This window comes from Paraburkholderia solitsugae, from assembly GCF_013177695.1.
In the GTDB taxonomy this organism is placed as follows: Bacteria; Pseudomonadota; Gammaproteobacteria; order Burkholderiales; family Burkholderiaceae; genus Paraburkholderia; species Paraburkholderia solitsugae.
Window position 1 is genome coordinate 1 of record NZ_WOEY01000114.1, and the last position, 17,703, is coordinate 17,703.

The 17,703-nt window shown below is 62.1% G+C and carries 12 protein-coding genes; 2 read left to right on the plus strand and 10 right to left on the minus strand.

What is annotated here, in order from left to right:
• Positions 1–382 precede the first annotated feature (382 nt).
• From GNZ12_RS28455 to GNZ12_RS28495, 9 genes are all read right to left on the minus strand, one after another.
• Entirely contained in the window at positions 383–1,768 is a 1,386-nt protein-coding gene (locus GNZ12_RS28455; protein ID WP_172315509.1) for an MFS transporter, read from the minus strand.
• 186 nt (positions 1,769–1,954) lie between these two features.
• Positions 1,955–3,394 carry an NAD-dependent succinate-semialdehyde dehydrogenase gene (locus GNZ12_RS28460; RefSeq protein WP_172315510.1) on the minus strand — a complete coding sequence of 480 codons (1,440 nt, stop codon included), beginning with the start codon at positions 3,392–3,394 and terminating at the stop codon, positions 1,955–1,957.
• Positions 3,391–4,428 (minus strand): aldo/keto reductase, encoded by a 1,038-nt coding sequence (locus GNZ12_RS28465; RefSeq protein WP_172315511.1) that lies wholly within the window; start codon positions 4,426–4,428, stop codon positions 3,391–3,393. Before GNZ12_RS28465 ends, GNZ12_RS28460 begins: the two co-directional genes overlap by 4 nt.
• An 86-nt stretch (positions 4,429–4,514) precedes the next feature.
• Positions 4,515–5,039, minus strand: a complete 525-nt coding sequence (gene fae, locus GNZ12_RS28470; RefSeq protein ID WP_120306210.1) for a formaldehyde-activating enzyme — start codon at positions 5,037–5,039, stop codon at positions 4,515–4,517.
• A 652-nt stretch (positions 5,040–5,691) separates the two neighbouring features.
• Complete coding sequence (locus tag GNZ12_RS28475; protein WP_074289101.1) at positions 5,692–5,982, minus strand: H-NS histone family protein; 291 nt, start codon at positions 5,980–5,982, stop codon at positions 5,692–5,694.
• Positions 5,983–6,176: 194 nt separating this feature from the next.
• Complete coding sequence (locus GNZ12_RS28480) at positions 6,177–7,376, minus strand: serine hydrolase domain-containing protein (RefSeq protein WP_172315512.1); 1,200 nt, start codon at positions 7,374–7,376, stop codon at positions 6,177–6,179.
• 97 nt (positions 7,377–7,473) lie between these two features.
• Positions 7,474–7,677 carry a hypothetical protein gene (locus GNZ12_RS28485; protein WP_074289103.1) on the minus strand — a complete coding sequence of 68 codons (204 nt, stop codon included), beginning with the start codon at positions 7,675–7,677 and terminating at the stop codon, positions 7,474–7,476.
• 508 nt (positions 7,678–8,185) lie between these two features.
• A complete protein-coding gene (locus GNZ12_RS28490; RefSeq protein WP_172315513.1) occupies positions 8,186–8,446 on the minus strand; it encodes a YgdI/YgdR family lipoprotein in 261 nt (86 codons plus the stop codon).
• An 87-nt stretch (positions 8,447–8,533) separates the two neighbouring features.
• Entirely contained in the window at positions 8,534–10,024 is a 1,491-nt protein-coding gene (locus GNZ12_RS28495) for a sigma-54 interaction domain-containing protein (protein ID WP_172315514.1), read from the minus strand.
• A 312-nt stretch (positions 10,025–10,336) separates the two neighbouring features.
• Between GNZ12_RS28495 and GNZ12_RS28500 the strand changes: the two genes are divergently transcribed.
• Positions 10,337–11,737, plus strand: a complete 1,401-nt coding sequence (locus GNZ12_RS28500) for a GntP family permease (protein ID WP_172315515.1) — start codon at positions 10,337–10,339, stop codon at positions 11,735–11,737.
• Between the two features lie 106 nt (positions 11,738–11,843).
• Here the strand turns inward: GNZ12_RS28500 and GNZ12_RS28505 are convergent, their stop codons facing one another.
• Positions 11,844–15,482, minus strand: a complete 3,639-nt coding sequence (locus tag GNZ12_RS28505; RefSeq protein WP_172315516.1) for an ATP-binding protein — start codon at positions 15,480–15,482, stop codon at positions 11,844–11,846.
• 304 nt (positions 15,483–15,786) lie between these two features.
• Here GNZ12_RS28505 and GNZ12_RS28510 point away from each other — a divergent pair, with 304 nt between their 5' ends.
• Positions 15,787–17,499: a methyl-accepting chemotaxis protein gene (locus GNZ12_RS28510; protein ID WP_172315517.1), complete on the plus strand. Its 1,713-nt coding sequence runs from the start codon at positions 15,787–15,789 to the stop codon at positions 17,497–17,499.
• The last annotated feature ends 204 nt before the right edge of the window (positions 17,500–17,703 follow it).

Here is a 17,703-nt window from a genome sequence, read left to right on the forward strand (position 1 = left end):
CGGACATTTGCTGCAAGGTATGCCTCTCTGCTTCGCTCAGCTTGATGGTGCATTTCATCTGACGGCGTTTGAGTTGGACTCCTTATTCAAACGCACCAACTTCAAAACCGTTTACCCGGAACACTTATTGGCCTATCGTTCAGGCGCAAAGCAATATTAAAATTCCGCACTACCAAAGTACCTGGGACGATTCTTAAATTGATGGGACCACTCTTACGGTTCGTAAGAATTATTCGGATGACGGCGTTTTTTCTCAGACCGGCAATTAAGACTTTTCCGAAACTTGCCTGGATTTCCTCGACTCGGCTCTTGCGCAACGAATAAAAAACCCCGCCGCATCGTTGCCGATGCGGCGGGGTTTCTAAACAGCGCTAACCGTAAACTACGCGCCGCTGGCTTCGTTCAAGGTCAGATGCTTCGTCTCAGGCGCCCACGCAATCGACACCACCATGCCGATCAGCAGGACAACGGCAAGCACCATCATCGTCGAGTGAAAGCCCAGGTGAAGGATGCCAAGCGGCAACAGAAACGTCCCGACGGCCGAACCAAGACGGCTGCACGCAATCGCCAACCCGACCCCACACGCTCGCACCTCGGTCGGAAAACACTCCGGCGGAAACACGCCGACCAGGTTCGAGAACGCCGACATCGTCAACGTGAAGATCGCGAACGCAACGATCATCGCGAGCGTCGCGGACTCCGGCAGCAAGCTCAACGCAATCAGCGACATGCACGTCACGGCGAACGAGCCGATCAGAAACATACGGCGCGACAGCTTAATGGTGAGCCAGATGCCGATCAACGCGCCAAGCACGAGGAATCCGTTCAACAGAAAATCCGTGCTGGAGTTGTTGTCCAAATGGATCGCTTTAAGAATGGTCGGCAGAAACGTGTAGATCGCGAAATAGGGAATCACGAGGCACACAAAGAACGCGCAATTGAAGATCGTTCTGTGGATCAGGTCTTTCTTGAACAGGCGCATGAAGCCACCAGGCATGTGCGCGTGTTCATCGTTGCCGTCGTTCAGTGTCACGTTGGGGCCGAAGTGCTTGAGCACGATCGCTTTGGCTTCGGCAACCCGTCCCTTGCCATGCAGCCAGCGCGGCGATTCGGGCGTGCCCATCCGCAAAATCAGTACGATCAGCGCGGGAATGCCGGCCGACGCGAGCAGCCACCGCCATGCATCGGGCGACGCGTCGGCATACTGCATGCCGAGCACGTTGGCCACCACATAGCCGATGGTCCACACTACGCTGAACGAGCCGAGCAAGGTGCCGCGATGCTTGCGTGGCGAGAACTCGGCGAGAATCGCGTGCCCGACCGCGAAATCGCCGCCCATGCCGAAGCCGATCAACACCCGCAGCAGACACAACTCGAACGGCGAACTCACGTAGAACTGCGCAAACGCGGCCGCGGTGATGATGAGAAAGCTCAACAGAAAGATCTTCTGCCGTCCCAGGCGATCCGACAGCCAGCCGAACACCAGGCTGCCGACAAAGATGCCCATCAGCGCGGAACTGCCGATCATGCCCATCCAGAACGCGTCGAGCGGCATCTGGCGATTCAGCGACGCCAGCGCATAGCCGATCGTGCCGAGTGCAAACCCTTCAGTAAAGTGAGCGCCGAACGTCAGCCCGGCGATCTTGACGTGGAACGCGTTCAGCGGAACGTCGTCGAGAGGAATGGGGCCGCGCACGGCCGCCGCCGCGGCCGACGGCAAAGTGGGGGCGAGGCCGAGAGTGGCCGTCTGGCTATCCTGATTACTCACGCTGTCTCCTTGTTTGTACGTGCGCGGATGGCGCGGTGCCGACGTGATGCCGGTTTCGCGCCAAGCCACGCAGTTGGGCTCGTTATTCGCTTCGCGGTTTATCCCGTCGTTCGCCTCGCTATTCGCCGCGTGCGTCGGCATGCGATGCACAAGGCGAATGTGTGAGATGAACGCGTGAGACGAAGATCAGCGGCTGAGCCCGCCCATCATCATGTACTTCAGTTCGGTGTATTCATCGAGGCCGTACTTCGAGCCTTCGCGGCCCAGACCCGATTGCTTGACGCCGCCGAACGGCGCGACTTCGGTCGACAGAATCCCTTCGTTGATGCCGACCATACCGCTCTCCAGCGCTTCCGCCACGCGCCATGCACGGGCGAGATCGCGCGTGTAGAAATAGGCTGAGAGGCCGAACGGTGTGTCGTTGGCCGCCGCGATGGCTTCGTCTTCAGTCTTGAAGTGAAAGCACGCCGCCACCGGCCCGAAGGTTTCTTCCGCGGCGATCAGCATCGACTTTGATGCATCGATCAGCACCGTTGGCTCATAGAATGTGCCGCCGAGTGCATGCGGTTTGCCGCCGGTCAGCACCTTCGCGCCTTTTTGCAACGCGTCGGCGACGTGTGCCTCCACCTTCTTTAGCGCAGCTTGGTTGATCAGCGGACCTTGCTCAACGTCGCCTTGCAGCGCGTTGCCGATTCGCATCTTCCGCACGGCTTGTGTCAACGCTTGCGTGAACGTGTCGTAGATGCCGTCCTGCACATAGAAGCGATTCACGCACACGCAGGTCTGCCCGGTGTTGCGGAATTTCGACGCCATCGCACCTTGTACGGCGGCGTCGATATCCGCATCGTCGAACACGATGAACGGCGCATTACCACCAAGCTCCAAAGACAACTTCTTTAGCGTATCCGCCGACTGCTTCGCGAGCAGTTTGCCGACACGTGTCGAGCCGGTGAACGACAGCTTGCGCACCACCTCCGATTCAGTCAGCACACCGCCGATCGCGACGGCATCGCCGGAGACGATGTTGAACACGCCAGGTGGAATGCCGGCCTTCTCTGCCAGCACCGCCAAGGCCAAAGCGGACAACGGCGTTTCTTCGGAAGGCTTGAGCACCATCGTGCAGCCTGCCGCGAGCGCGGGGCCGGCTTTACGCGTAATCATCGCGAGCGGGAAGTTCCACGGCGTGATGGCCGCGACCACGCCGACCGGTTCGCGCGTCACGATGATCTTCGCGTTCGGATTCGGGCTCGGGATCACGTCGCCATAACTGCGCTTGGCCTCCTCGGCGAACCATTCGAGGAAGCTCGCCGCATAGCCGACTTCGCCACGTGCTTCGGCGAGCGGTTTGCCTTGTTCGCGGGTCAGCAATTCGGCGAGCGCGTCGCGGTTCTCGAGCATCAACTCGCCCCAGCGTCTGACACGCGCGCCACGTTCCTTCGCAGTCATCGCTCGCCATGCCGGAAAGGCTCGCTCCGCCGCAGCTACGGCCTGCGTCGTTTCCACCGCGCCGCCCTTGGCGACTTGAGCGATCACCTCGCCCGTTGCAGGATTCAGAACGGGATACGTGCTCGCACTTTCGTACCACTCGCCGCCAATGTAATGTCCGGTTCGGAGAAATTCGTTCATGCTGCCTTCTCCAGGTTCTCGACGAACGTGCCTTGCGCAAGCCGCGCTTCACGAGCGATACGTTTGCCCGCGGTGTAGTCGTTGATCAGATCGCATGGCGTGTAATTGCGTTCGAGCTCGAACAGTTCGTCGGCGGAGAGCTTCGTGCCGAGCGCGGCCAGCGCGCTATCGAATTGCGCGGGCGTATCCGCGCCGACCAGCATGCTGGCGACGCCGCCATGGTTCAGCACCCACGCCTGCGCGATCTGCGCCGCCGACACCCCGCGCCGCGCCGCCACGCGCGCCACCGAAGCAGCAATCTCACGAGATGCCATATCGCCGTACATTTGCGCAGTGAAGAAATCGGTCTGGTTTCGCGTCGAGTTTGGATCGCAGGTCAACAGACCACGCGCCAGCGGACTGAACACCGACACCCCGACGCCCTGATCCTGGCAATACGGAATCATTTCGCGTTCTTCCTCGCGATAGGCTAGGTTCAGCTGCAGTTGCATGTTGATGGGTTTGTGCCAGCCGTTGCGCTCGCACACTTGCATGATCTTCGCGAACTGCCACGAGTACATCGTCGATACGCCGATGTAGCGAGCCTTGCCCGCGCACACGATATCGTTCAACGCACCCATCGTTTCTTCGACCGGCGTATTCACGTCGAAGAAATGCAGCATGTAGATATCGACGTAATCCATCCCGAGGCGCGTGAGCGACGCGTCGATGCCATCCATGATGTGCTTGCGCGAATGGCCGCCGGCGTTCTGATACGTGCCCATGTCGTAGCCGACCTTGGTCGTCACAACAATCTCCTCACGCCGCGCGACGCGCTTCAAAATGCGGCCCACCACTTCTTCACCCACACCGGTGGAATAGAAATCGGCGAGGTCGATGAAATTGACGCCGGCTTCCAGCGCGTGACGCACGATCGGCTCGCTCTGCGCTTCGTCGAAAATCCACGGCTTCCATTGCGGCGTGCCCATGTTCATCGTGCCGAGGCACAGACGCGACACCTTTAGGCCCGAGTGTCCGAGGCGAATGTATTCCATAATGCTTGTCTCCTTCCTTCCTGATCACATTCAATAGCGCACGCAGCAGCACGCCCCTCACGGCGCGCGAACCGCATTGCGCGTGATTAACGTTGTTTCGGGGTGTAGAACGGGTTCGATACGTCGCGCGCCGCGGCGAACACTTCATCGCGATGCGGCAGCCCCTTCATCGCCGCGAGGATCGCGTTCTTGCACGCGCGGTAGTTGTTCTCGAAGACGGCGTCGAGATCGTCGGTGCCCGGATTAACCCAGTTCGCCGACACCACCACCCAATCGTTTTCCGCCTCGGGCGGCAACGTGCCGTTCTCCAACGACTCGGCCACTGCCTTGGCGATGCCAGCTTGCGAAGCGCCCCACGTCGCATTGCCGTGGAACTCGCTGCCGATCTGCGCCTTGTTCACATACAGCGTGAGCGGCTTGGTCGGCACGCCCGGTCTCGCGATCACGACAAACGGCGCATGCCCCGCGGAAGGCGTCGCTAATGCGGTGGCGAAGGCCTGGCCCGCAGGCCCGTTGCGCGGGCCGACGAGTACGTTGATGTGCGCGAGGTTGACGCCGGGGCCTTCGAATCCTTCGCCGATGAAGAGTTGTTTGTCCGTCGATACGCTCATGGTCTTTCCGTCGAGGGTGAGTGGATGACCGATTGTGCTGTCCGCGCTTCGCGACCCTGTATCGATGAGTTTTGATGCGGGGTATGAGGCGAACTCATCTCCGGGTTTGCCCCCGGACGACTTGGGTGGCGATTAAGTGGCGCATCGAGTCGTAGATCGGGCGGCGCATGCCACTACGCCTCAGGACGAACGCAAAGGTGAGCGTTTTCGGGACTCGCGATTGCGAACATCAATTCGAGGTGAAAAGTGAAGAAGCCGAAGGCCGCTCACGCACCGACAGTGCGAGGATCAGCAACCAGGTGGAGTCCGCAGAAAAGGCGGCACGAGAACCAGACGACCGGCCACGCGATCCTTCGCATAGCCTGGGAACGCCCGCCAGCAAAGGCTGGCGCGGGTTTCGAGGAAAGTGGGGCAGCCACGAGGGACAGACGAGGCGATCGCACCGCAAGGTGCGTCATCCGACAAAACCAGGCTCACCGAAACAACGAAGCTTGGCACCGGGCCGTTGCAGAAACTCACAGCGCGCGTTGTAAGCGCACGCGAAAGGTGAGCGTTTTCGGGACCCTCTCAGCGGTGCGAGAAAAACCCGGCGCAACTTCACTTCAGAAAAATTCGACGCGTTGCGAGCGCAAGCGCCATGGTCAAAACACCTTCAGCCTTCAATCAGAAAGCGCTCGCGATTCTTGCCCGCGAGCCAGCCAGGCGAGCGGCCGCGACCGCTCCACGTCTCGCCAGTCTTCGGGTTGCGGTACTTGGCGACCGAAACCGTTTTGCGCGCCGTAGCACGCTTGCTCGTAAAACCCAGTTCTTCCGCTGTCAGGTCGTATTCGACGATCTTCTGCTTGATCTCGACGATCGCCTGGGCGATTTCCTTCTCGCGCGCCACCGCGACTTCCTTGTGGAGCTTTTCGAGCTGGGCAGTCAACTGTTTGTACGAGGGCATGACGGGTACTCCGATCGATTTGACGAACTGCAGTGCGGACGCCCCGGAGGAAGTCCACCGCCCAGGAGGAAGTCCCCTTGGGGGATTGGCGGACACTATCAGACGAAAAAAGCGCCGAATAGTGCGGCCCACCCAGGGCAGCCCGCGACTAACCGCCGTTCAGGGTGGCCCGCTCACCGGCGCGGCCAATGCACTCAATCATCAATTGCATCGTACACGCGGCGTTCGAAATCGACCGACATTGGGAAGGGTTCGACGGCACGCCGCTGAATCAGCATCAAACCAATCAGGTCTTCCACCGGATCGGCGAACCAGCTCGTGCCATACGCACCCGGCCAACCGAACGAACCCATCGAGCGATAGCCGAACGGCAACTGCTGCGCCGGATCGTCGACGATCGACAAGCCGAGGCCAAAGCCCTGGCCCGCCCACATCACATGACCGAACGCCGGCACGCGGCGCTGGTCGCGGGTTAGAAAATTCGAGCGCATCAAATCGACCGAGCGATGCGACAGCAAACGTGTCGAACCGACGCGTCCGCGCCCTAACAAAAGTTGTGCGAACTTGAGATAGTCCTGCGCCGTCGAGACAAGGCCGCCACCGCCACTCTGGAACCGGCCGGGGTTCGCCCAGCGGCTCGCCGACGGATGATCTTCGACCACCCGCCGCCGCGTGCCCGGCTCGACGCCATAAGCCGTCGCCAAACGCGCGAGTTGTGCGTCGGGCACCCAGAACGCCGTATCGCGCATGCCGAGCGCTTCGAAGATCCGCGTCCGGAAGAAGTCGCCGAGCCGCATGCCGCTGACGCGCTCGATCAGCACGCCGAGAATGTCGGTCGCGATGCCGTAATGCCAGCGCGAGCCGGGCTGAAACATCAACGGCAAGCTGGCTATACGCCCCAGCCACGCGCTCGCATCGCCGCGCGCCTCAATGCCGTTGAAGGCCGCCGTGTAAGCCTCGGCCAACGGACCGGTGGCGGTGAAGTGATACGCGTAGCCGGCGCGATGTGTGAGCAGATCGAGCACGGTAATTGGCGCCCGGACCGGCTCGGTTTCGTCGAGCGGGCCGGCGGGGTCGCGCAGCACTGATGGCGCCGCCAGCTCCGGCAGCCACGATGAGATCGGTGTGTCGAGCGCGAGCCGATCCTCTTCGATCAGCATCAGGATCGCCGCACTCGTCACTGGCTTGGTCATCGAGGCGATGCGAAACAGCGTGTCGCGCTCCATGGGCAATTGCGCGGCTTCGTCGCGCAAGCCGAGCGGCTCGAAATAGCCGATTTCACCGCGCCGCCAGACCAGCGAAACGACGCCCGCCACGTCGCCTCGTTCTACATAGCCTTGCATGGCGCGGGTCAACGCCGTCAGCCGAGCTGCTGAAAGTCCTGCTGGTTGCATGATTGTCCTGAGCGTCTCCGCGCGTTACGTTCCGTCATTTTTGCAGGAAATGTTACCCGATCAGACGGTACACGCGGCCACGCACCATGGCGGGCGATCACGCTTTCTTCCGCTGCTCCAATGCCAGGAGTGCGGCATTGAGCCGTTTGACGCGGCTGGCCTGAGCCGGCACCAACGCCGCGCCGGACACCGAGTCGATACGGTTACGCCAATATGACAGCGGGATGCGGTCCTCAGCGGAAATATGCGAAATTACGTGTTCAAGATGTTCAATATCTTTTTCGAGTTGGTGGTGATTCATTGACGCCCCCGGAATTACTCGTTGAACTCGATCAAAAAGCATAAAACGTGCCGCAATTACTTCCTGCACTTGATCTAAACGGAAAATCTTTCTTAAGCGTTAATTTCAAGCCGGCGAAAACCGGCAAAACCTGCGCGCTTTTATCTGTATCACCGCCAGATGAGGATACTGCGGTGAGTCTTCACGTTCCGTTAGGTGCCGCACCGACGCGGCCTATCAGCAAAGACCGGGTGTCTGGTTATTGGCTTTAACGTTAAAAGAAATAATCTGTAAACAACGCGCTGAAAATCCAAAACGCATCATAGACCCATCGGCGAACGCATATTAGAGCCAGACATTTATGACGACAATATGCTTATTGGGAGAAACCGGCTCGCCGTACGGCTGAATTTGTCCAGTTCCAATGAAGTCTGCGCAGGGCTAGCGACGCCCACCGTCGCGGTCGGGCGGCCGGGCTAAGGAGAGGAGTGTGTAAAGCGCACTGCGCCGGCTTCGAGCCGGCGCCTTGTCATTTCGCCCGGCAGGCGTAAATCAGACTGAGCGTGCCGTTGTCGGTGGACTTGCGCACGACGTCAAAAGCACCGCCGCAAGCGGCGCTCGCCTGCTGCGAGCAGGAGTCTGAGCCGGCCGGACATTGAACCAGCGTGGTCTGGCGGCCGTCCGACAGAAACAGCGGTGCGCTGCTGCTGCAACCGCTCAGCACGGCGACTGCGGGGATCGCCAGCGCAGCGCCGGCCCGACGCGCAAAAGAGGAGAGACTGCGTTTCATTTGAAACCCCGATCACGTCTTGTTGTTCGATCACGCGATTGTGCCACGCGGCAATTACACTGCGTCACCCAACGCCGTCAGACTTTGTCACACCTCGATGCCGTATGCCGCGATCTTCTTATAAAGCGTCGCGCGGCCCATGCCGATCTGCGCGGCCGTCTCGATTACGCGTCCGCCGTTGGCGCGCAAGGCGTCGCCCAGGTAGCGCTTTTCGAACGCGGCCATGGCGTCGCTCCACGACATCGCTTCGGATGCCCCCGAGGTCGCCCCCGGGGTTGCCCCTGAGGCCGCGTCTGAAGTGCGCGCCTCAGAGGCCATCGAACCATGCGGACGATGGCCGCCCTGTGCCGGACCGATGAACGGCGCCAGCGCACGCGCATCGATTCGCTCGCTGTCCGCGAGCATCACCGCCCGCTCAAGCGTGTTGCGCAACTCGCGCACATTGCCGGGCCACTCATACGAACACAGCAGCCGCAACGCGTCGTCCTGCAATTCGAAGTGACGGGCGCCGCGCGCTTGCGTCGACAGGTCCTCTAGCATCGCGTAGGCAAGCGCTTCGATATCGGACGCACGCTCGCGCAACGCCGGCGCGTGGATCGTCAACACGTTCAGCCGATAGAACAGATCCGCGCGAAAACGGCCTGTGGCGACCAGCGCCGGCAAGTCGGCCGAGGTCGCGGCGATAATCCGTACGTCCGCGCGCACGATCCGGTTCGAGCCAAGCGGCTCGAACTCCTTGTCCTGCAGCACGCGCAACAGCTTGCCCTGCAAAGGCAGTGGCATATCACCGATTTCATCGAGAAACAGCGTGCCGCCGTTCGCGAGTTCGAATTTGCCGACTCGGCCCTTACGGTCGGCGCCGGTATAGGCGCCGGGCGCGGCGCCGAAGAATTCGACTTCGAGCAAGGTGTCAGGAATCGCCGCGACGTTGACGGTCACGAGCGGCTGATTCGCCCGCGCCGAGCCGCCATGAATGGCATGCGCCAGCAGTTCCTTGCCGGTGCCGGTTTCGCCGAGCAACAGCACCGGTGATTCGAGTTGCGCGGCGCGGCGCGCCTGGCGCTTCACTTCGAGACTGGCCGCGCTCGTGCCGACAAAACTGCCGAACGTGTACTTCGCCCGTCTTGCCTGCGCGAGCGACTGACGCGTCGCGATCAGCTCCTCCTGCACGCGCGAGTAATGGGAGAAGAGCGGCGTCAACGCTTTGAGTTCATCGAACAACGCGAAACCCACCGCGCCGACCGTTTCCCCCGCGTCGTCTTTCAGCGGCAGCCGCGTCACGACGAGCGGCTCGCGGTCCGTTTCGAGGATGTCGAGCAGAATCGGCTTGCCAGTATTCACGACCTCGCGCATCAGGCTGTTAGGAATCACCGCTTCGCAATCCTGGCCAATCGCCTGCTGCGGGTCCGAAAAGCCGAAGCGTGCCGCATAGCGCTTGTTGATCCACACGACGCGCGCGTCGGCATCGACGATGAACGTGCCTTCGCTGAAATTTTCGAACGTGCGGAAGAGCGAATCCATCGCCCGGCGCAGTACGTCGCCGTAGGTGGCAGGAAGGCCCGCCCAGTCGGTCATCATGGTGTCGCTGTCTCCGGCTACCGTTTTATTTATGCTTGTCTCATTTCGTAGACAAGCTTATCTCACCAACGAGATCGCCAGAAACCAAACAGCATAAGGAGTTTACCTAGGACAGCCTATGTTCAGATGATTTTACGTCCCGTTTTTGAGACGGTTGGGTACAATCGGCCGCATCACGTTTTAAACTTTGGCCTGCAAAATCAATGGGTGGGCCGCTGCGGTGCGCATGGCACGGAACCTGCGTTTGCCGCCGCCGTGCCGTCGCACCACCGAGACGGCGTACACGTAGAACAACCAAGCTTTGGAGACTCAATGTCATTTGTCATCGTCCTCGCCGCGCTGGCGTTTCTGATGTTTGCCGCGTATCGCGGCTACAGCGTCATTCTGTTCGCGCCGATCGCCGCCCTTGGCGCGGTGCTGCTGACCGATCCGGGCGCCGTCGCGCCGGTGTTCTCCGGCATCTTCATGGAGAAGATGGTCGGCTTCGTGAAGCTTTACTTCCCCGTGTTCCTGTTGGGCGCCGTGTTCGGTAAGGTCATCGAACTGTCCGGTTTCTCGGAATCGATCGTGGCCGCGGCCATCCGCTACATCGGCCGCTCGCGCGCCAATGCGGTGATCGTCGCGGTGTGCGCGCTGCTCACCTATGGCGGCGTATCGTTGTTCGTGGTGGTGTTCGCGGTGTATCCGTTCGCGGCCGAGCTGTACCGCCAGAGCAATATTCCGAAGCGCCTGATGCCGGGCGCGATCGCCCTCGGCGCCTTCTCCTTCACGATGGATTCGCTGCCGGGCACGCCGCAGATCCAGAACATCATCCCGACCACCTTCTTCAAGACCACGTCCTGGGCCGCGCCCACGCTTGGTGTGATCGGTTCGCTGTTCATCATTGTCGTTGGGCTGACCTATCTGGAATGGCGCCGCCGCGCGGCCATGGCAACCGGCGAAGGTTACGGCACGGAACTGCACAACGAGCCGGAGCGCGTCGAATCGAAGCAACTGCCGCACCCGTTGCTCGCAGTGGCGCCGCTCGTGCTGGTCGGCGTGGCGAACTTCCTGCTGACCCGTTGGATTCCGAACTGGTACGGCGCGACGTACACGATCGCACCGGACATCCTGCCGGGCATCCATGCGCCGGTCACGACGACGATCAAAAGCGTGGTCGCGATCTGGGCCGTGGAAGGCGCGCTGCTGCTCGGCATCGTCATGGTCGTGATCACCGCGTTCGGCCGTGTGCGCGAGCGCTTTGCGGTCGGCACCAAGGCTGCGGTGGCGGGCGCACTGCTGGCTTCGTTGAATACGGCGTCGGAGTATGGCTTCGGTGGCGTAATCGCGGCCTTGCCGGGCTTCCTGGTGGTCAGCAATGCGCTGAAGAGCATCCCGAACCCGCTCGTCAATGCCGCGGTTTCGGTGAGCTCGCTTGCGGGTATCACGGGTTCAGCATCGGGTGGTATGAGCATCGCGCTCGCGGCCATGTCCGATACGTTTATCAAGGGTGCGGAAGCCGCGCATATCCCGATGGAAGTGCTGCACCGGGTCGTCGCGATGGCGAGCGGCGGCATGGACACGCTGCCGCATAACGGCGCCGTGATCACACTACTGGCGGTGACGGGTTTGACGCACCGTCAGTCGTATCGCGACATTTTCGCGGTGACGGTGATCAAGACGCTGGCGGTTTTCTTTGTGATCTCGGTGTATTACGCGACGGGGCTGGTTTAACTTTATCGCGCTGAAAAACGGCTGATTCGGGTCCAGGGCGCGCCGAGACATCGGCGCACCCGCGATCGCACACCGCAGCCGGCAGTGGCGGTGGCAGCGCAAGTCATCAATACATCGACGCTTCGTCCAACCCGAAGTGATCGCATATCGCCTCGTGCAGCGAGATTGCGCGTTCATCCATCTCGGTGGTCCAACGTTCGCTGGTCTCGCAGAGCCGCTGCAGTTCGCGGCATTGCTGGGCGAAGCGCTGCTCCTGCACGACCAGGAACCCGCCGGCCGCGCTATGCGCCCAGCCGCCCAAGGCTTCCCGGTCTTCCTGTTCAACAAGCGCCAGCAGCCTCGGCAGATCGCTTTGAAGATGCTCCTTGAGCATGGCCGTGTAACGTGACTTGTCGTCCGCACTGAGCGTATTCGCCGGGTCGGTGGCCGCGCCGGCCGCCATTGAACTCGCCGCAGCCGACTGCGCGGCTGTTGCTGATGCCGGCTTCGCTGCTGCTGTCGCTGCCGTCGCCGGTCCCGGTACAAGCTGCGGTTTTGCGGACGTCACCGCGAGCAGCGCCGCCTCCAACTCACCCAGCGACGCCGGTTTCGCGACATACCCGGTAAAGCCTCGCTCGCGCCAGCCGTCCTGCTGCTGGTTGTCGGTGACTGCGCTAAAAGCCAGCACCGGTACGTCGGCATGCGCTCTACGCAGTGCCGCCAGCAACGTGTATCCATCCATGACCGGCATGTGAATATCGGTCAGCACCACTTCGAAATGCCCCTGCTCGAATGCCGCCAGCGCTTGACGCCCGTCACCGGCAATCGTCGGCAGGCAGCCTAGCGCGTCGAGTTGCTCGATGATCAAGGTTTGGATCAACGGATTGTCTTCAGCGACCAGCACCGTCAAGCCTTGCAAGGCCGGATCGGCTTCGGGAGGCGGCAATGCGGCGGCGGCCGGCGGCTGCGTCGCTGCGGCATTAGCTGCACCCGTGGCCGCGAGATCGACCGCGGCCAGAATCGCCTTGCGGCTGAACTCCGTCACTTCGAGCACGCCGTCGCCGCACGCAGCGGGACGATCGGGTCCGGTGCGCGTGATCCACACCACCCCGGCCGGATGCACCGCACGCAACGCTGCAATCGCGTCGAGACCGTATTCGCCGGTGACCACCATCGCGTCCGGCCGGTTCACGCGCAACCACGCTTCTGCGCTGCGCATCGACACGACCGTGTGAACCGTCCACCCTACCCGATGAAAGCTGCTGTCGATGATCTGCCCTGAGTCGCGTTCCTGCGACACCACCAGCACATTGCCGCGGCGTACCGGTTCGACGACCGGCTCGCGCAACTCATCCGGGGGCGGAGCGAGCGGGATCGAAACGCTGAAACCGCTGCCGACACCCAGCACGCTCTCGACCGCAATATGGCCGCCCATTAGCTCGCACAGCCGCGCGCAGATCGACAGGCCGAGGCCGGCGCCGCCATAGCGGCTCGACGTGCTCGCTTCGCCCTGCACGAACGGGCTGAAGATGCGCGCGACCAGCGCCTGATCCATGCCGATCCCCGAATCGCAGACCCGGCAGATCAGAATCGGGCGGCCTTGCAGATCGTCCTCCACTTCGGCATTCAGCGTGATCTTGCCGCACGACGTGAATTTGAACGCGTTGCTCAGCAGGTTGTTGACGATCTGCGCGATGCGCGTGCGGTCACCACGCAGCACCTGATCGAGCGTCGGCGACAGATGCGCATAGAAGCGAATCGCGCGATCCGCCGTCATGGGCGCGTAGGACAGCGCGATGTTCTCGAAATCGTCGAGCGGACGGAACGGCTCGGTCACGAGCTTCATCTCGCCGGCGTCGATCTTCGAAAAATCGAGAATGTCATTGACGATGCCGCGCAGCGCATCGGCCGCGACATTCAACGCCGTGAGTCGTTGCGCATGCGCTTCGAGCCCCAGTGTACGGGCAAACAGTTCGAGGTTGCCAAGCAGCGCGTTCAGCGGCGTACGGATTTCGTGGCTCATCGACGCGAAGAAATTCGAGCGCGCCCGCATCGTGATCTCGGCGGTCTGCTGCGCGAGCCGCAATTGCTGTTCGAGCGCATGTTGCACAGTGACGTCGAGGATCGCGCAGAACAGCACATCCTCGTCGGCGTAACGTGCCGGCGCGTAGGTGAACTGTAGAAACTGCGCATGTGGCGAGGTGCTTTCGTCGGGCGCCGGTTGCGATGGCGGTTGTGGCTGTGATTGCGCTTGCGGCTGTGACGGCGGATGCGCTTGCGGCTGCACCGGCTGCGCAGGCGCGACAAAAGCGGCGATCTTGGCGAATGCGGTGATCGAGGGCCCATCCGGCGCCTGCGCGCGAATCTCGTCAACGATATGCGGCGGCAAGCGATTGCGGCCGGCTTCGACATGCAGCAACGCGTCGGCCAATGCGTTGGCGATGATGATCGAATAGTCGCTCTGCCGGACGATGCACAAACCGACCGGCGTCGCACTGACCAGAACGTGGTTGATGGTTTCGCTTTCCAGTGCACGCGAGGTTTCCGCGAAGGTGCTGCGCATCAGGCGCAGCCCCCAGAACCGCGCCGCCAGCGCGATCCCCGCCAGGACCAGCAGCGCGAGGCAGGCGAGCGCGGCCAGTTGCCAACCGAGCGCGGCAATCAGTTCGCGCCACGACAGATAGCTGACCAGCGAACCGAAGCCGGGCATCAACGGCTCGCTCAGCATCACGCCATCGCGGGTGTAACGGTATGCACCGGATGGCGTCTGCGCGACGGCGTCTTGCAGCATGGCTGCAGTCGGCGCATCGACGGACGGTGACGACACGATCACACGGCGGTCCGCCGTCATCAGCAACAGCGCTCCCTCGCGGTCAGGCCGCGCGAGATGCGCTAACAACCCGTCAAGCGGAATGCTCATCGCGATCAGCGTGGTCGGCGTGGTCGGCTTATCGCCGGCATAGTAGGCGCTCACCGTGGAGATCACCGGCACGCCTTGCAGTGGATCGCGGTAGGGGCCGAGCCAGATCCGCTCGCCTTTGCCGGGCACACGCTTGCCGGTTTGCGCCAGCAGTTCCTGTTCAAGGGTCTCACGCAACGTGCTCACGATCGCCGGTTGCAAAGGCGGCGCCGCAGCGACACCGCGACCGGTGCCTGAACTAATGCTTGAACTAGTGCCTGAATAAGCGCCTGAATCGGAGACCGGTTGAGCAAGCGACGGCAGGATCGCTGCATAGTCTTCAGTCAGCCCAAGCAGGATCGCCCGTTGCGGCAGCTCGAACGACTGCTGGGTCACTAGCGTCGACTGTGCCGCTTCGTAGATACGCCAAAGGTTCGCGCCTGATTGCGGCCCCCATGCCGCGCGCGTAGCGTCGCCGACCAGCAGGTCGAATTGCGCGTCGACCCTTGGCACCCTGCCGCGCGCGACGCCGCTCAGGCGCACCGCTTCCTCGACGCTTGCCGGCACACGGAGTACGTTGTCGGTGTCGTGATAGTAGTCGAGCGTCAATTCGGCACGCCGCATGAACGATTCCTGCCGATGCAGGAGCCGCGAGAGGTCGGCGGCGCTCTGGGACGTGAACGTTCGCCGGTATTCGAGTTGCTTCTCCGCGGCAAGAACGGCCAGCAGCAGCGCAAAGACCACCACGATCAGCATCAGCGAAGCGATCGTCGCGAGGTACAACCGTTGTTGGCGCTTCGCGCTATGGGCCAGCGACGCGAATGCGTGCGCCAGTGATTCCTGAGTACGGTCGAGGATCTTCTGCATCAGCCGGCAAAGTTAGCGTGGTTCGCGCACGCAGACCGCTGCGGCTCAGAGGAGCACGGAACACGTCTGCAGCCCTTTTACCGGCGCAGTGTAGCGCTTTTGAAGACAGCACGCGAAGCATCCGGCACTGATTTTCACGGCGACTCGGAACGCATGAATGCAACCATGCAATAACGGCTCGGCGCACGATAAACCTGAGTGGTTTACTGGGAAACCCTAAATACTAAGGGGTTAATGCCGTTATTCCTTGCATAGATGTAAGGACCGTTTTTGTGGACGCGCGTCCGCACCTGCAAGGAAAGCCATGCGCAACAACCAGCCCGTCACCGGGCACGAATACGAATTCCCTTCGTCGCAAATGCTTGTTTCCGCGACGGATCTGACCGGCCGCATCGAGTATTGCAACCCGGCGTTCATCACTGTATCGGGCTTTGCCCGCGAAGAACTGATTGGCCAGCCGCACAACCTGATCCGTCATCCGGACATGCCGCGTGAAGCCTTCGCCGACATGTGGACGACGATTCGCGATGGCCGTCCGTGGACCGCGCTCGTCAAGAACCGCCGCAAGAACGGCGACTATTACTGGGTGCATGCGAACGTCACGCCGGTAGTCGATAAAGGCGCAGTGGTCGGCTATCTGAGCGTGCGCGTGAAGCCGGAACGCGACGCGGTACGCGCCGCCGAAGCGCTGTACGCGCGAATCCGCGCCGGTGAGTCGCGCGCGCTCAAGTTGCATCGCGGCCTAGTCGTGCGTACGGGGATGTTCGGCCGTTTGCAATCGCTGATGCGTCTGCCGGTCGCAACGCGCGCGGCGGTCGGCTATGCGATCACACCGCTGGCTTTGTTGCTAACAGGACTCGCCGCGTGGGGCGGCACACCGCCCGTGCCATTCTGGATCGCGTTCGGCGTCACCACCGCTTTCAGCTTCGTCTCCTGGCGGATGCTGACGCGGCAACTCGCCGAACCGATCCGCGACATGTCCGGTTTCGCGACCCGCCTCGCCGCGGGCGATCTGACCGCCGATCTGGTGATCGCGCGTCACGACGACCTCGGCGACGTGCTGCAGGCGTTGAATCAGTTGAAGGCAAATCTCGCGGCGATCGTCTCCGACGTGCGCGCGCAGATCACCGGCATGCTCGACAACGCGCGCGAAATCTCCAGTGGCAATGTCGACCTCGCGCGCCGCACCGAAATGCAGGCGGCGTCGCTCGAAGAAACCGCTGCCACGATGGAAGAATTGACGACCACCGTGCAGGCCAACGCGGATGCCAGCGTGCGCGCGCTCGATCTCGCGAAAGACGCGCAAGCGGCGGCGGCGGTCGGCGGCAAGATCGCGGGTCAGGTCGAGCAGACCATGGCCGGCATCACGGCGGCGTCGCGGCGCATCGCCGACATCACCGGCGTGATCGACGGCATTGCGTTCCAGACCAACATCCTCGCGCTGAACGCTGCCGTCGAAGCGGCGCGCGCCGGAGAATCGGGCCGCTCGTTCGCGGTCGTCGCCGGCGAAGTGCGGATGCTGGCGCAACGGTGCGCGGCATCGTCGAAGGAAATCAAGTCGGTGGTCGAGGCGAGTGCAACCGAAGTGGCGCTCGGCACCGAACTGGTTGCACGCACGACGTCACAGATGCGCGTGATCGATGAAGCGGTGAGCCGCGTGTCGTCGATCATCGTCGAAGTGGCGAATGCCAGCAGCGAGCAGGCGGAAGGGATTCGCCAGGTGGGTCAGGCGGTCTCGCATCTGGACGGCGCCACGCAGCAGAACGCCGCATTGGTCGAGCAGGCGGCAGCCACGGCGCAACGTCTCGCGGAACAGGCCGATGTGTTGGACGAAGCGGTGCGCCTCTTCACCGTCGCCGACGCGACGCCGGCGCAGCGGGCGGCGCAGCCGTTGCGGCAAGCACCCGCGCCCCATGCGACGCTGCATTCTGCGCACACGCCCGCACCCGAATTCAAGCGCAAAGGTACGCATGAATTCGCGCACGAAAGCGAACAGGAAGAATCGACATTGATCTGATAGATCGGCGTTACTCCCACCTCGACAGTCCAGAATTGGCGCATGAGGATGGAAACGTCAGCGCCCAGTTGGTTGCACGGGCAAGCTGACCCGAGTAACAACGGCGTTTAGCAGCCCGTCCCTTCAAGGACGGGCTATTTTTTTGCCCATTGTTTCTCGTGCGGCGCCTGGCCCTAACCGACGCGCGCGTCAGCACCGTGACAG

Bases quoted from the DNA above. Each gene is read 5' to 3' on its own strand.
- GNZ12_RS28485 (WP_074289103.1), bottom strand. From the start codon at position 7,677: ATGAATCACCACCAACTCGAAAAAGATATTGAACATCTTGAACACGTA.
- GNZ12_RS28475 (WP_074289101.1), bottom strand. From the start codon at position 5,982: ATGCCCTCGTACAAACAGTTGACTGCCCAGCTCGAAAAGCTCCACAAG.
- GNZ12_RS28465 (WP_172315511.1), bottom strand. From the start codon at position 4,428: ATGGAATACATTCGCCTCGGACACTCGGGCCTAAAGGTGTCGCGTCTG.
- GNZ12_RS28495 (WP_172315514.1), bottom strand. From the start codon at position 10,024: ATGATGACCGACTGGGCGGGCCTTCCTGCCACCTACGGCGACGTACTG.
- GNZ12_RS28510 (WP_172315517.1), top strand. From the start codon at position 15,787: ATGCGCAACAACCAGCCCGTCACCGGGCACGAATACGAATTCCCTTCG.
- GNZ12_RS28460 (WP_172315510.1), bottom strand. From the start codon at position 3,394: ATGAACGAATTTCTCCGAACCGGACATTACATTGGCGGCGAGTGGTAC.
- GNZ12_RS28490 (WP_172315513.1), bottom strand. From the start codon at position 8,446: ATGAAACGCAGTCTCTCCTCTTTTGCGCGTCGGGCCGGCGCTGCGCTG.
- fae (WP_120306210.1), bottom strand. From the start codon at position 5,039: ATGAGCGTATCGACGGACAAACAACTCTTCATCGGCGAAGGATTCGAA.
- GNZ12_RS28505 (WP_172315516.1), bottom strand. From the start codon at position 15,482: ATGCAGAAGATCCTCGACCGTACTCAGGAATCACTGGCGCACGCATTC.
- GNZ12_RS28500 (WP_172315515.1), top strand. From the start codon at position 10,337: ATGTCATTTGTCATCGTCCTCGCCGCGCTGGCGTTTCTGATGTTTGCC.
- GNZ12_RS28480 (WP_172315512.1), bottom strand. From the start codon at position 7,376: ATGCAACCAGCAGGACTTTCAGCAGCTCGGCTGACGGCGTTGACCCGC.